The organism is Mesorhizobium sp. M7A.T.Ca.US.000.02.2.1 (assembly GCF_003996995.1).
Classification (GTDB): Bacteria; Pseudomonadota; Alphaproteobacteria; order Rhizobiales; family Rhizobiaceae; genus Mesorhizobium.
On record NZ_RZTT01000002.1, the window covers coordinates 26,744 to 38,870 of the forward strand.

The 12,127-nt window shown below is 60.7% G+C and carries 14 protein-coding genes, 1 pseudogene and 1 riboswitch; of the genes and pseudogenes, 3 read left to right on the forward strand and 12 right to left on the reverse strand.

From position 1 onward, the window contains the following. Nucleotides 1-240 precede the first annotated feature (240 nt). Nucleotides 241-1,311 carry a PAS domain-containing sensor histidine kinase gene (locus tag EOD15_RS00420; RefSeq protein WP_127318696.1) on the reverse strand — a complete coding sequence of 357 codons (1,071 nt, stop codon included), beginning with the start codon at nt 1,309-1,311 and terminating at the stop codon, nt 241-243. Between the two features lie 391 nt (nt 1,312-1,702). Here EOD15_RS00420 and EOD15_RS00425 point away from each other — a divergent pair. The 3 genes and pseudogenes from EOD15_RS00425 to EOD15_RS00435 form a co-directional block, all read left to right on the forward strand. Then, a pseudogene (locus EOD15_RS00425) lies at nt 1,703-2,140 on the forward strand (transposase); the annotation flags it as partial. Between the two features lie 481 nt (nt 2,141-2,621). Continuing rightward, the gene (locus EOD15_RS00430) at nt 2,622-2,855 is read left to right on the forward strand and encodes a hypothetical protein (RefSeq protein ID WP_127318694.1); all 234 of its coding nucleotides are present in this window, start codon (nt 2,622-2,624) and stop codon (nt 2,853-2,855) included. Between the two features lie 43 nt (nt 2,856-2,898). After that, entirely contained in the window at nt 2,899-3,153 is a 255-nt protein-coding gene (locus EOD15_RS00435; RefSeq protein ID WP_127318692.1) for a hypothetical protein, read from the forward strand. Between the two features lie 55 nt (nt 3,154-3,208). On the opposite strand, the gene EOD15_RS36445 is transcribed toward EOD15_RS00435, so the two are convergent. The 11 genes from EOD15_RS36445 to EOD15_RS00495 all read right to left on the reverse strand — a co-directional run bounded on the left by EOD15_RS36445 (nt 3,209) and on the right by EOD15_RS00495 (nt 11,921). After that, nucleotides 3,209-3,604: an Hsp20/alpha crystallin family protein gene (locus tag EOD15_RS36445; RefSeq protein WP_346016474.1), complete on the reverse strand. Its 396-nt coding sequence runs from the start codon at nt 3,602-3,604 to the stop codon at nt 3,209-3,211. A gap of 129 nt (nt 3,605-3,733) precedes the next feature. Further along, nucleotides 3,734-4,138: an Hsp20/alpha crystallin family protein gene (locus tag EOD15_RS00445; protein ID WP_127318690.1), complete on the reverse strand. Its 405-nt coding sequence runs from the start codon at nt 4,136-4,138 to the stop codon at nt 3,734-3,736. Between the two features lie 12 nt (nt 4,139-4,150). After that, nucleotides 4,151-4,783: an Hsp20/alpha crystallin family protein gene (locus EOD15_RS00450; RefSeq protein WP_126057616.1), complete on the reverse strand. Its 633-nt coding sequence runs from the start codon at nt 4,781-4,783 to the stop codon at nt 4,151-4,153. Between the two features lie 564 nt (nt 4,784-5,347). Beyond that, nucleotides 5,348-5,542, reverse strand: coding sequence for a DUF982 domain-containing protein (locus tag EOD15_RS00455; RefSeq protein WP_245463528.1), 195 nt, complete (start codon nt 5,540-5,542; stop codon nt 5,348-5,350). Between the two features lie 627 nt (nt 5,543-6,169). Further along, nucleotides 6,170-6,985 (reverse strand): hydroxymethylpyrimidine/phosphomethylpyrimidine kinase, encoded by an 816-nt coding sequence (locus EOD15_RS00465; protein WP_126057617.1) that lies wholly within the window; start codon nt 6,983-6,985, stop codon nt 6,170-6,172. Then, nucleotides 6,976-7,581 (reverse strand): thiamine phosphate synthase, encoded by a 606-nt coding sequence (locus EOD15_RS00470; protein WP_126057618.1) that lies wholly within the window; start codon nt 7,579-7,581, stop codon nt 6,976-6,978. The genes EOD15_RS00465 and EOD15_RS00470 overlap by 10 nt, the downstream gene beginning before the upstream one ends. Beyond that, entirely contained in the window at nt 7,578-8,351 is a 774-nt protein-coding gene (locus tag EOD15_RS00475; RefSeq protein WP_127318688.1) for a thiazole synthase, read from the reverse strand. The genes EOD15_RS00470 and EOD15_RS00475 overlap by 4 nt, the downstream gene beginning before the upstream one ends. Before the next feature lies 1 nt (nt 8,352). After that, entirely contained in the window at nt 8,353-8,550 is a 198-nt protein-coding gene (gene thiS, locus EOD15_RS00480; protein ID WP_127318686.1) for a sulfur carrier protein ThiS, read from the reverse strand. Then, the gene (gene thiO / locus EOD15_RS00485; protein WP_127318684.1) at nt 8,519-9,520 is read right to left on the reverse strand and encodes a glycine oxidase ThiO; all 1,002 of its coding nucleotides are present in this window, start codon (nt 9,518-9,520) and stop codon (nt 8,519-8,521) included. Before thiO ends, thiS begins: the two co-directional genes overlap by 32 nt. Further along, nucleotides 9,517-11,352, reverse strand: coding sequence for a phosphomethylpyrimidine synthase ThiC (thiC, locus tag EOD15_RS00490; protein WP_127318682.1), 1,836 nt, complete (start codon nt 11,350-11,352; stop codon nt 9,517-9,519). The genes thiO and thiC overlap by 4 nt, the downstream gene beginning before the upstream one ends. A 103-nt stretch (nt 11,353-11,455) precedes the next feature. Beyond that, nucleotides 11,456-11,572, reverse strand: a riboswitch (TPP riboswitch). 121 nt (nt 11,573-11,693) lie between these two features. Next, nucleotides 11,694-11,921, reverse strand: a complete 228-nt coding sequence (locus EOD15_RS00495) for a hypothetical protein (RefSeq protein WP_245454713.1) — start codon at nt 11,919-11,921, stop codon at nt 11,694-11,696. Nucleotides 11,922-12,127: the final 206 nt, after the last annotated feature.

Sequence of the window (12,127 nt, forward strand, 5' to 3'; positions counted from 1 at the left end):
TTACCGACCGCACCGAGTCATCCACGCAAAGACCTGCGCAGCGTCAGCTTCAGAGCTTGGTCCCACCGGCTGAACGCCAAAAAAGCGGATCTTGGCCATCGGAAGCGCCCTCAACCGACTGAGAGGTTTCGGCTTATGCGATGCGACTGGCAGTCCTGCGCTCCGGGGACAAGGCCGTGGCGGCAGAAGATCCCCTGGACATCAGGCGATGTCCGGAAGGCAGCATCGTAGTAACGGTTTTTACGCCGCTCGCGGCACGCGCGAGGTGAACGTCGCCCGGGTGACCGACACGCTGGTGCCGTCAATATCGCTGATAATCTCCACCCTGGCCTCCAGTTGTTTCACCAGTGCTTCGACGATGGCTGTTCCAAGTCCGGTAGCCGGTACGTCGTTGGCGATCTTGCCGACGCCATTGTCCGAAACCGTCAGTTTCCAGTCACTGCCCGCGGTCTCGTAGCTCACCTGGATGCGAGCGCCGGTTCTCTTCTTGGGGAAAGCATATTTGATGGCGTTGAGCACGAGTTCGGTGACAATTAGTCCCAGACTGACTGCCCTTTGCGAATCTATCCTGCCGCCTTCGGCCATCACGGTGACCGTGATCGGCTGGGCTTCGCCGACCATCGACGAGGCGAGGCTGCTGCACAATTTCGGTAGGTAAGAGCCGACATCGATCTCGTCGACGCCGGCGGAGGTGTGGAGATGGCGTTGCACCTCGGCCACGGACAGAACGCGCTGATGGGCGTCCTTGAGATGCTGGCGCGTCTCTTCCGACGTCACCGAGCGTGCCTTCAGCAACAGGATCGAGGCAATGATCTGCAGGCTGTTGGCAACCCGATGCTCCATCTCGCGCAGCAGGACGTCTTTCTGCCGAAGCAGGTCTTCGGTGCGACCGAGCAGTTCTTCCTTCTCCCGCTCGATGATACGACGGGCCGTTATGTCATTGAAGGCGAGAAGGATGGTGATGGCCGAACTATGGTCGTAAAGCACCTTGCGGGCATTGAGCAGCATGGTGCGACGGCCGATCCGCGGGAAATCATGTTCGACCTCGAAATCGTCCATGGCGGTCTTCTCGGGAATGATCGTCTCCAGCAGCAGGCGAAGTGCCGGAATATCCCACTGACCGTCGCCGAGCGCGTAAAGCAGCGAGCCTTGGGTCTGCCCTGGGTCGACTTCGAATGTGTAGTAGAAGGAGCGGCTGGCCGCCAGCACGCGAAACTGCTCGTCGAGCACGAGAAACGGCTCGGTGATCGTATTGACGATCGCCTGCGCCAGCGTCTGCGCGTCTTCGATATTCACGACGGGTTGAAACATGGGCAAAAAGCCGGACGAGCGGCGTTTTGCCTCTCCAAGCATGGACCTTATACCCTTGCCCGACCATTGTCGCGAATTGAATTCGCCGGCCACGGTAGCTTCGTGCCCTCTCGTCGCTGTTTTTGACCGCAAAGTTTGCTGTTTTTCTGTGTCATGGCGACCTAGCTTTTATTGGTGGCATCTCGCGGTAAGCTCTTTGGGTGCGTCCAGACCATCGTCCATCAAGCTGCGTGCCGCACTCCCGTCCGAACGGGGGGAACTCCGGACGACTTTTACAAGCAAGCCTGAATCGAGCGCTTTCCGGTGGCAGGGAGGCGCCGCATTTCAGCATCACCAAGCCGTTTATCTCCTCCACTGCGACCACCACCAGGCAACGCACGTCGTCTTTGATCTGGCGGCAACGATGGTGACGGATCCCGAGGCACAGTTTGCGGTGCTGGAGCCGTGTCTGGCGCGACTGCACCGCGTCGGCCACGAGGCCGGATCGCTGTCGCCCTGGCTGCAATCCAGAACTCGAGAAACTTGGATTGCCACGGACGCGGGGTTTTCAAGCAGGGGCTGTGGCGGACAATCTGCTGTCAACCGAACTGATGGATGCAACGCTGTCGGCGCGCGCGGCACTGTGGAGACAGTATTGCCGGCTGCACGATTGCGTCGTCAAAACGGTGGCGCGCAGCGAACCATGCCGGCGCTTCATGGCCATCCCGGCGTCGGCTCGGTAACGGCGGTTTTCGTTCATGACGCGATCGACGATCCCACGCGCTTCCGCCGCTCGCGAGACGTCGCGGCCTACTTCGGGCTACCCTCGCGGCGCTGGCAGTCCGGCACTTAGATCGATGTTCAGGGCGCATCTCGGACATTCGCACTCGGCGACGCGGAGCGGCTCTAGCGGCTCTTCGCCGAGATCGGCTTTCGGGACATTCAGACTGGCACTGAAGAGCACAGCTTCGTGCTGCCGTCCTTCGACGCCTACTATGGCCCCTTTGAACGTGGCGGCGGTTCGACCGGTCAGGCGTTAGCCTCGTTACCGGGGGCTGCTCGGCGCGCTTTTCGGCAGGAGATACGCCGACGCGCATTTTTACGAAAGCAGATGGAGAGGCAATAGAGCCGCTCAAGGTTTTGATCGTCGAGGATGAGATAGTTCTCGCGATGGATCTGGAGTCACACCTGACCACGCTCGGTGACGAAGTGGTCGGGACAGCTTCTGACGCCAAGCAGACTCTTGCTCTGGGCAGGCCGCCATTCCCGATCTCGCGCTCGTCGATCTCAACCTGCATAACGGCCTCACCGGACCGCAAATTGCATCGGCATTGGCCCATGAATTTGCCGCTCTGGTTGTTTTCGTGACCGGCACTCCTGAGCAGATCCCAGGCGCGCTGGGTGCGATCACCAAACCGTGGGATCCAACGACCCTTGAGCAACTCATCACCTTTGTGCGCGCCTGTATGAGCACTCCGCGAACTCCGGCAGGTGCACCTCCAAAGATGATGATTGCGCCGTCGCTGCGCGATAACGTGATGTGGTGTTGGCAGCCTCGTTTTTGATGATATTCAGCGGGCAAAGTGACGGCGTTTCGCTTGAAGTTTAATGGCTGGCAAAGCCCTGGCTGAGGAGGAGATCGCACTTTACGACGCCATCGAACGCGCGATCGCCAATGTTCGCGCGGCTCTGGCCGAAATCGACCGCGCATGGGCTCGCGTCAACATCGAGTGCCCCAGTCCGACCGCGAGAGCCTTGGCCGCGCTGGATACGGCGGACGAGATGCTGCTCGTTGCGCGAGAAGATTTGGCGCGCGCCCGAACCGCGCTCACTGTATATACGCGGCATAAATTGGCGCAGTAACATGAGACGCGGCGGTAAATTGTCCGCCGCGTCTGATGATATTCGTGTGGCGTTTTTAGTTCGCTTTCACTTCGATCTTCTTCACCCGTGACAGTGCTTCCTGGGTCTTTGGCAGCGTCACGGTAAGGATGCCGTGCCTGAATTCGGCGTTGACCTTTTCCGTGTCGACGCCGAACGGCAGAGGGATCGACCGATAGAACGAACCACGCGCACGCTCCGACAGGTGATAGCCCTTCGACTTCTCTTCTCGTTCGCTCTTCTTCTCACCCTTGATGGTGATCGCATTGTCCGTCACAGAGACGTCAACATCCTTCCGATCGATGCCGGGAAGCTCGACCGATACCTCGAGCGCGCTGTCGGTTTCAGCGATATCAACTGGAGGTCCGCTGACATCCAGGCGTCCGAATGCGCCGAACGGTTGATCGAACCGTTTCCAGAAATCCTCGAAGATCGGTTCACGTCACGCTGCAGCGAAAGGACGGGGTTATCCTCCTCGCGTTTCGCGACTTCGTTTCCCCTGTTATTGCCCCAGGGGATCAGGTCTCTGATCTGCATCGTCAACCTCCTCATATCTCCAAGGCTAAGCCATCTTGAGTGGAATCTTGCGGGCCTTAGCCGGCGCCGCCTTTGGCAACACAAGACGCAGGACGCCGTCCTTCTGCGACGCCTCGATGCCGTCGCGATCTATGTCCTCGGACAAGGTGAAGACACGCTCGTAGTCGCCCGCGTCATATTCCGCGTAGACTTGGCGATAGTTCTGGTGCTGCTGATTGGCCGCGTAGCCACGGATCGCCAGCGTTCGCTTCTCGAGCGTGATATCGACCCCGTCGGAAGCGACGCCGGGCATATCAACGAGAAGGACGACATTGTCCTGAGTCTCGTAGATATCGGCGCGCGGCACGAACACCGGACGCGAACGGGTACGCTCGCTACCGTCGAGCGTACTTGGCACCTGGCGCTCGGTTGTCTTCAGTTCCTGAGCCATGCTTGCCTCCCTCTATCCCTTGATCTGGATCTTCTTCGGCCGATCCGCCTCCGGCCGGTGCAACTCGACTTCGAGCAGCCCGTTGGCGAAACGCGCCTCGACCCGTTCCGGGTCGACGCGGAATGGCAATTGCACTGTCCGGGAGAAGGTCCCATAGGCGCGCTCACGGCGGTGCCAGACGGATTTCTCGTCCTCCGTTCGAGGCTCGCGCGTTCCCTTCAATGTCAGAATGTTCTCGCGCACCGTGAGGCCGATTTCGTCAGGTGATATCCCCGGCAGTTCCGCGGCCACCGCCACGCTGTCCTCGCCAGTCCAAAGATTGATCGGCGGAAACTCCTGAGCGGCGCTGGCGGTCAGCCCGGCCAAACGCTGGTTTACTTCCTGTTGCATGCGCCGCATTTCCACAAACGGATCGAACCCGATGCGGCCGAAATCCGACAAAAGCATGTACATCCTCCTATGATTCACGACCTTGCATGATTGCCACGCGCGACACGTGCGTGCGCACCGGAAGCGGAATCGATCGATGGCAACAGGAGGGGCGATCAGCACAGAGACCGAGCGGCCCGATCGCGCAACCTCGCAGAATGCGAGAAAGAGGGGTTCGGGCAGACGCCGGAACACATCCTCCTTGCGAAGCGACATGAACCGAACTCGATCCACCGTAGGGCCGGACCGTCATTCCCGTGCCAGGACCCGATAGCGGCATCCGGCTTTATCGAATTAGGTGGCCCCAAATGGCCTTTCAAGAGGTGATCTTTGACATTCCACCAGTCACCTCTTCGGCAACAGCGGGGTCCCTTCGAATCCGTAGCCACGTTGCCTCTAGTCGCTGATTTGGCTTCCCTTTGCGCAACTGTCGGGATCGACGAAGCGTCCCGAATTGCACCGCGGTTCGATCAACTGATCGCAGGCGACGCGCCGCATCGTCATGGTAGCTGACGAATGAATCGGCATGACACGTCGCAGTGACCGAGACATCAAGCCAGCACCTATGTCGGCTTGCCGCAAGTCAAAAGAATCCAGCCCTGCGTGCCGCGTTCGCTGACCTTCGCCAGTGACGCCATTTGCATTTCGGCCGGACAGATGGGCACAGACATGTGCAATTCCCGCATCGCCCATTATTGGAACTCACAAGGCGGCGTTCTTTCCGTCTTGGCGAGCAGCGGGCCAACGCGTTACCGGCGGTGATCTTCCTGCAGCTTTAAATCAGTCGCCACCAACGACGAAATCAGATTTGGCCAGCACGCCCGGCAATCCTGGCAAATCCCACAATGCTTGCCGCGCCTGCTCGGGTGTCATCTGTCCGGCGATCGCTGCGTTGCTGCTTCTCACCGCGCAACTGAATACCGGTCCCCGACGCGCTTTTGGCCACTGATTCAGGAATACGAGCGCTTCGCGCACTGTGTTGATGTCGTGACGACGTCGTTGGTCTTAACCTGGACCGGCGATAGGAAAGCCAGACCGGTTATTCTTACCTCCCTGCGATCGCACGCTGGATCTTTCATTCGGTGGTTGGTTGCGTGACAGGTTTCGAACGTTAGGTCTTGTTTTCTCTGGAAGATCGGGCTGTACGACATAATCCAAATGTTGCGACGCAGCGAAGGCTTCTGCTGGTTCCCGAGTTGAAAAAGCCAGTTGCACCTGGATGAGTGTGTCGCCGCCACCCAATAGCCCATCAGATGTTCAATGGCAGGCGGCGTCCGACGCTCGAACAGCAAGCGCCACGGCCGGCGGGTAGCCGATGCCACAGCTTTGGAGCTGCCCCGGATACTATTATAAGACCGATTGACGCGGGGCTCGACGCGTTTGCGGCAAATAAGCTCGAGTGTGGACAGAGATGTGACGTTCTATTGAGTCGCTGACCCAATCGGTAGCGACCTGGTGATCCACGCAACCAATTCCGGTCGTTTCTGTCACTAAGAACTCGATATTCGCTATTTGCACCTCGAAAGTCGCATAATTGGCAGTGAGAAACTCAACGCGTTGTGAGGATGGCATAGAGAAGCAGTAGCCCCTTCTCTAGTCTCGCTACGGGAAAAATTCTGGAAAATGGGTCTGCTTGGCTGGACGCAGAACGCTGTGGTTATTCAGCCGGCATTTCTGAAGCCTCTCCAAGACAAACAGCTTGCCTTCGCGCACGCTGTCTTCGAGCGGCTTCGGCTTCGCCAGATGCGCCGCAATCGCGCTGGCCAGCATGCAACCTGTCCCGCGCATCGATGTGGCAAGGCGCGGTGCATCGAAGCGGATGGGTTCGTGCCCGGAGCGTAACAGAATATCGGTCGACCGGGTTCCCGACGCATGCCCACCCTTGATCAGCAGGGCTTGAGGGCCGGCGGCCAGCAGTCTTTTTCCTTGTTGGAGCGCTCCGTCCTCATCCACTGCCAGTTCGGAGCCACTAAGGAGCGCCAGTTCAGGGAGGTTGGGCGTGACAATGCAGCAAAGCGGCATAAGATCGCGCTTCATGGCAGCGATAGCGCCTGCTTGCAGAAGTGCGCGGCCTGAGGTGGAGGCCAGCACAGGGTCGAGTACTGCGGGGACATGCGGAAATTTGCGCAGCACTGCGGCAACGGCAACAATGATCTTGGCAGTCGCCAGCATGCCGATCTTGATTGTGGCCACGTCGTTGGCCTGCAGCGCGGCGCACATCTGATTGGCCACCAGGCTAGGTGGCGAATAATAGATTTCGATCACGGCGTCATGCGTTTGCACCGTTAGCGCTGTGACGGCGAGACAGGTGCGCACGCCAATGGCAGAGATCGTCTCGATATCGCGTGCAATTCCAGCACCGCCACTGGAGTCCGATCCACCGACGACAAGCACATGTGGTTCTCGCCTCAGCGCCATTGGTCCGTCTTCTCGATCCATTCTCGCGTGCGCGCCTCGGGGTCGTCGTTGAGCGTGATGTCGGTCACCACCGCCGCGCTGTCCGCGCCAGCCGCAAAGACACCGTCGAGCCGCTCAGGGTTGAGGCCACCAATGGCGACCAATTGAAACGGCGCGACCTGGCGCTTCCATTCGCTGATCCGTTCGACCCCTTGCGGCGCCCATTTCATCTTCTTCAGGATGGTCGGATAGATGGGTCCAAGCGCTATGTAGTCAGGCTCGGCGGCCATCGCCGTTTCCAGCTCCTGATGATCATGTGTGCTCAGTCCGAGCCTTACGCCGGCTGCCCGTATCGCCAAGAGGTCAGCGGTCTGCAAATCCTCCTGGCCGAGATGTATGAAGTCGCAGCCTTCCTCGATTGCCAGGCGCCAGTGGTCGTTGACGATGAGTTGGCACTGGTATCGAGCACACAAGGCCTTCGCGGTGCGGATCTCCGCGCGCAACCCAGCCTCATCCACGGTCTTGATGCGCAGTTGCAGAAGCCGGACTCCGAGTGGGACCAGCCGTTCGATCCAGGCAGCGCTGTCGACGATCAGGTAGAAGGGATCGAGCTTCATGAAAAAACTGCCCTGCCGATCATCGGTGTCGATGGCACGGCGACTTCGCGCGGTTCGAGCATTCCCGAGCTGAACGCCTCACGACCGGCGTCGACCGCCTTACCGAAAGCACGCGCCATGCCGACCGGATATGCCGCCTTGGCGACCGCTGTGTTCAGGAGCACGGCGTCAAAGCCGAGTTCCATGACGGTGGCCGCGTGCGACGGCCGTCCGAGCCCCGCATCCACAATCAGCGGGACGCCAGGGAAATATCCGCGCATCGAGCGCAGCGCCGTCATGTTGACCGGTCCCAAGGCGGAACCGATCGGTGCGCACCACGGCATCAGGACCTTGCAGCCCGTTTCCAGCAGCCGCTCGGCGACAACGAGATCGTCGGTGGTATAGGGGAATACCGCAAAGCCGTCCTCGCACAGGATGCGGGCGGCTTCAACCAGACCGAACACATCCGGCTGTAGCGTGTCGTGATTGCCGATCACTTCGAGCTTGATCCAGTTGGTGCCGAAGACCTCGCGCGCCATTTTCGCGGTGGTGACGGCTTCCTTGACGGAGAGGCAGCCGGCGGTATTGGGCAGGATTCTGGCGCCCAGCGAGCGGATCAACGACCAGAATTGTTCGCCGGCCCTACCGCCCGCCATCTCACGCCGCAACGAGACGGTCACCACCGACGTGCCCGACGCCTTGACCGCGTCGGCAAGGATGGCCGGCGAAGGATACTGAGCCGTGCCGAGAAGCAGGCGCGACGAAAGCTCGGTTCCATAAAGCTCCAACATGCTAGCCGCCCTGCATGGGCGAGAGGATTTCGATCCGGTCGCCGTCGCTCAACTGGAACTCCGCGCGGTTGGCTTTGTGCACGAGGTCGCCGTTGACGGCGGTGGCGAGCCAATCGCCCTCATAGTCGAGCGCGGCAAGCAACTCGGCCAGCATGGTGGCGGCAATCTCACGCGCCTCGCCGTTGACCATCAGTTTCATGAGCATGCTCCTTGGTTCTGTCTTGACTGAAAACCAGGTCGGCAGCCTGGCGCGCCATGGCGGGGGCGAGGAGAAAACCGTGACGATAAAGACCGTTGATCGCGATGATCTCACCGTCTGTTTCGACGCGTGGCAAATTGTCGGGAAATGCCGGACGGACACCCACACCGGTTTCAACGATCTCGGCCTCACCAAAGGCCGGATGGAGGGCATGGGCGGCGCCCAGCAGCTCCATCATGGAACGCGCCGTCACCGGTCCGGCGCTCTGGCTTTCAATCATCGTCGCTCCGATCATGAAACGGTGATCGGTGCGCGGCACGGCATAAAGCGGAAAGCGTGGATGAAGCAAACGGACCGGCCGCGACAGCGAGACATCAGGCGTGCGAAGGATCAGCATTTCGCCGCGAACACCGCGCAGCCTGTCATCGGCCGCTGCCATTCCCATGCAGTCTATCTGACGGGCGAAACCCGAAACAGGCCGGGCGTCGCAGCCGAAGTGGAATTTGACACCCATGGTCGCAAGCTTGTCATGAAGTGCCGCCATCGCCTGGCGTGGGTCGAGGTGAGCCTCGTCGGGGAAGAGCAATCCACGCCGGAAGCGGCCGGCGAGGTCGGGTTCCAGGAGCGCAATTTCGTTTTCATCGACGCGCCGATGCCCTGACGTGCGACTGGCGAACCGGTCAAGCTCACCGGCATCACGCGGCGCGGCCACGACCAATGTCCCGGCCCGTGTCACCTGACCCGACAGCACCGCATCCCACCAGTCGGCAGCGTCGCGTCCGAGATCCAGCACCGGCTGCTCCGCGCTTTCGCGCTCGCTCCATGGCGCCAGCATGCCGCCGGCGAACCACGACGCGTTGCCGCCAAGGCCATGCCGCATCTCGGCGACTGTAACCGTCGCGCCGCGGGCGGCGAGTTCGAAAGCGACGGTGAGGCCGGCAACGCCGGCCCCTTTGACGAGCACCCTCATGATGGTTTGGGAGCCTCTGGCACGACCGGTACGCCAGTCTCGTCAGCTGGCATGTAGAGATCGCCGCCCTCGCGGTATTTCGCCGCCATTGCCGCCATGCCCTCTTTCTGTGCCTCGGCACGAATGTCGTGGGAGATGCGCATCGAGCAGAATTTCGGCCCGCACATCGAGCAGAAATGTGCCAGCTTGTGCGCCTCCTTGGGCAAGGTCTGGTCGTGGAAGGAGCGCGCGGTTTCGGGGTCGAGCGACAGGTTGAACTGGTCTTCCCAGCGGAACTCGAAGCGAGCGCGGGAAAGGGCATCATCCCTGAGTTTAGCAGCCGGATGACCCTTCGCCAGGTCGGCGGCATGGGCGGCTATCTTGTAGGTGATCACGCCAATCTTGACATCGTTGCGATCGGGAAGGCCGAGATGTTCCTTCGGCGTGACGTAGCAGAGCATGGCGGTGCCGAACCAGCCGATCATCGCCGCCCCAATGCCTGAGGTGATATGGTCGTAACCCGGCGCGATGTCGGTCGTCAGCGGTCCAAGCGTATAGAACGGTGCCTCGCCGCAGACAGCGAGCTGCTTGTCCATGTTCTCCTTGATCTTATGCATAGGCACGTGACCGGGGCCTTCGATCATCACCTGGCAATCCTTGGCCCAGGCGATTTTCGTCAGCTCGCCCAGCGTTTCCAGCTCGGCGAATTGCGCCGCGTCATTGGCGTCGGCGATCGAGCCGGGACGAAGGCCGTCGCCGAGCGAGAAGGAGACATCATAGGCGCGGCAGATGTCGCATATCTCCGCGAAATGCTCGTAGAGGAAGCTCTCCCGGTGATGGTGCAGGCACCATTTGGCCATGATCGAGCCGCCGCGCGAGACGATGCCCGTGACCCGGTCGACGGTCAGCGGTATGTAGTGCAGCCGCACGCCGGCGTGGATGGTGAAATAGTCGACGCCTTGCTCGGCCTGCTCGATCAGCGTGTCGCGGTAGACCTCCCAGTTCAGATCCTCGGCGATGCCGTTGACCTTTTCCAGCGCCTGATAGAGCGGCACCGTACCGATCGGCACCGGCGCATTGCGCACGATCCAGTCGCGGATGTTGTGGATGTTGCGGCCGGTCGACAGGTCCATCACCGTGTCCGCGCCCCAGCGGATCGCCCAGACCATTTTTTCGACCTCTTCGGCCATCGATGATGTGACAGCCGAGTTGCCGATGTTGGCGTTGATCTTGACCAGAAAATTGCGACCGATGATCATCGGCTCGCTCTCGGGATGATTGATGTTGGCGGGAATGATTGCGCGTCCGCGCGCCACCTCGTCGCGCACGAATTCGGGTGTGACGAAATCTGGGATCGCCGCGCCGAAGGCTTCGCCGTCGCGTTGCAGCTTGCCGCGCATCACCTCGCGGCCGAGATTCTCGCGGATGGCTACGAACTCCATTTCTGGCGTGATGATGCCGGCGCGCGCATAGGCAAGTTGGGTCACCGCCTTGCCCTGCTTGGCCTTGAGCGGCCGATTGCGTATCGGAAATTCCGGTGTCAGGCGCTCGCCGGTGGCGAATCCATTGTCTTCCGGCCGGACGTGGCGGCCGTCATAGGCTTCGACATCGCAACGCGCCGTGACCCATTCGTGGCGAAGCCGGGCAAGGCCTTTTTCGATGCTGGTTTGGACTGATGGATCGGTGTAGGGGCCGGACGGATCGTAGACGGTGACGGGCGGTTCGCCGGCCGTCGGATGGACGGAAATCTCGCGCATCGGCACCCTGATCTGCGGGTAGAGGACGCCGGGCTTGTGGATTTTCCGCGAGGCGGGCAGTGGTCCCGTCGACACGGCGGGGGTGAGGGCATTCATCGTGAGGCTCCTTTGCTCATGCATTGGAGACCCAGTTCTGTGCCGGAAGGATGAAAAGACGCTTCTGTAGACCTGCTGCAGCAGGACCTCGGGCGTAAACTCCCGCAAAGCGCTTGCACCGTCCCTACGCCAGTATGAACTGGATCAGGTTCAACGGGTCACTGCGCCGCGAAAGCCAGCAGTATCTCAGCCCCTTACCGGGACTCCCCTGGTGAATGCCTCAAGTTGAATGGGCCGGTGCTGCTTTGTCAAGCGCCTTCGGGCGCCTTCGGGCGCCTTCGGCCGGTGGCGACGTCCGGCGGCCGGCCGAGCGGAGAGCTCGCGCATGCATCGGGGACAAGTCACGCCCCGTAGACCAGGGCTGGAATGGCCAAAGTCTCATTCGCTTCGTGAAGGATGGAAAAACTGTATCGGCCATGTGCGTCGAGATCGACCGAGTAGCTCAGGCGGTCACGGATGTGGTTATCCTGGTCGAAGGCGACGATTTGCGGCTTCAGCGAGGTGATTTGCACCACGTCCAGGTAGATGGAGTTGCAGATATGATCTGGTCGTCGGGCTGGCAGGTGCAAGCGGCCGCTCTATTCAGGATGCGGCATCGGCGGCGTTCCCGATACCAATGATATCTTGCGGGCAACTTATGCAATCACCGGCTTCGTAAAACCCGACGGCGGCGGCCGTGTCCTGGCGCTGAGGATGTGCCGCTGTTCCAGCAGAGAAATCGCGTGGGCGCGGAGTTTTCGCTCTGCGAGGAAGAGTTGACGCAATCGTTTAGCTT

Coding starts and splice junctions, on each gene's coding strand:
- EOD15_RS00420 (WP_127318696.1), bottom strand. CDS start 1,311: ATGTTTCAACCCGTCGTGAATATCGAAGACGCGCAGACGCTGGCGCAG.
- EOD15_RS00435 (WP_127318692.1), top strand. CDS start 2,899: ATGGCTGGCAAAGCCCTGGCTGAGGAGGAGATCGCACTTTACGACGCC.
- EOD15_RS00445 (WP_127318690.1), bottom strand. CDS start 4,138: ATGGCTCAGGAACTGAAGACAACCGAGCGCCAGGTGCCAAGTACGCTC.
- EOD15_RS00450 (WP_126057616.1), bottom strand. CDS start 4,783: ATGTCGCTTCGCAAGGAGGATGTGTTCCGGCGTCTGCCCGAACCCCTC.
- EOD15_RS00465 (WP_126057617.1), bottom strand. CDS start 6,985: ATGGCGCTGAGGCGAGAACCACATGTGCTTGTCGTCGGTGGATCGGAC.
- EOD15_RS00470 (WP_126057618.1), bottom strand. CDS start 7,581: ATGAAGCTCGATCCCTTCTACCTGATCGTCGACAGCGCTGCCTGGATC.
- EOD15_RS00475 (WP_127318688.1), bottom strand. CDS start 8,351: ATGTTGGAGCTTTATGGAACCGAGCTTTCGTCGCGCCTGCTTCTCGGC.
- thiS (WP_127318686.1), bottom strand. CDS start 8,550: ATGAAACTGATGGTCAACGGCGAGGCGCGTGAGATTGCCGCCACCATG.
- thiO (WP_127318684.1), bottom strand. CDS start 9,520: ATGAGGGTGCTCGTCAAAGGGGCCGGCGTTGCCGGCCTCACCGTCGCT.
- thiC (WP_127318682.1), bottom strand. CDS start 11,352: ATGAATGCCCTCACCCCCGCCGTGTCGACGGGACCACTGCCCGCCTCG.